The sequence below is a fragment of the Solihabitans fulvus genome, from assembly GCF_008386585.1.
GTDB lineage: Bacteria > Actinomycetota > Actinomycetes > Mycobacteriales > Pseudonocardiaceae > Solihabitans > Solihabitans fulvus.
Genome location: NZ_VUOB01000338.1, coordinates 1 through 409, shown reverse-complemented (window position 1 = coordinate 409; position 409 = coordinate 1). Strand labels below are relative to the sequence as shown.

1 protein-coding gene is annotated in these 409 nt (G+C 43.5%); it reads left to right on the top strand.

Annotated features, from left to right (window positions below):
* Positions 1-30 precede the first annotated feature (30 nt).
* Positions 31-409, top strand: a 379-nt coding sequence (locus tag F0L68_RS45995; protein WP_149855443.1) for a pheromone/general odorant binding protein, incomplete at its 3' end; no start/stop codon positions are given.

The window sequence follows — 409 nt, the reverse complement described above, 5'->3', positions numbered from 1 at the left end:
ATTTAGAACAAGAAGGTACAACACGTCAAAATGTCAGCTAATTCTTTTGTTGTATTGGCATTCTGTGCATTGGCTGTTGGTGTAAATGCACTAACAGAAGAACAAAAGGCCGAGATAACGAAATCATCATTGCCTCTAATAGCGGAATGCTCCAAAGAGTTCAGCGTGAATCAGGGCGACATTGACGCGGCTAAGAAACTTGGTGATCCGAGCGGTTTGAACTCTTGCTTTGTAGGATGTTTCATGAAGAAAGCTGGAATCATCAACGCAAGTGGTCTTTTCGATGTAGCCGCTACTATTGAGAAGAGCAAGAAATATCTTACCAGCGAGGAGGACTTGAAAGCCTTCGAGAAACTAACGGAGATGTGCGCTCCAGAAAATGACAAACCAGTCAGTGACAGTGACAAGG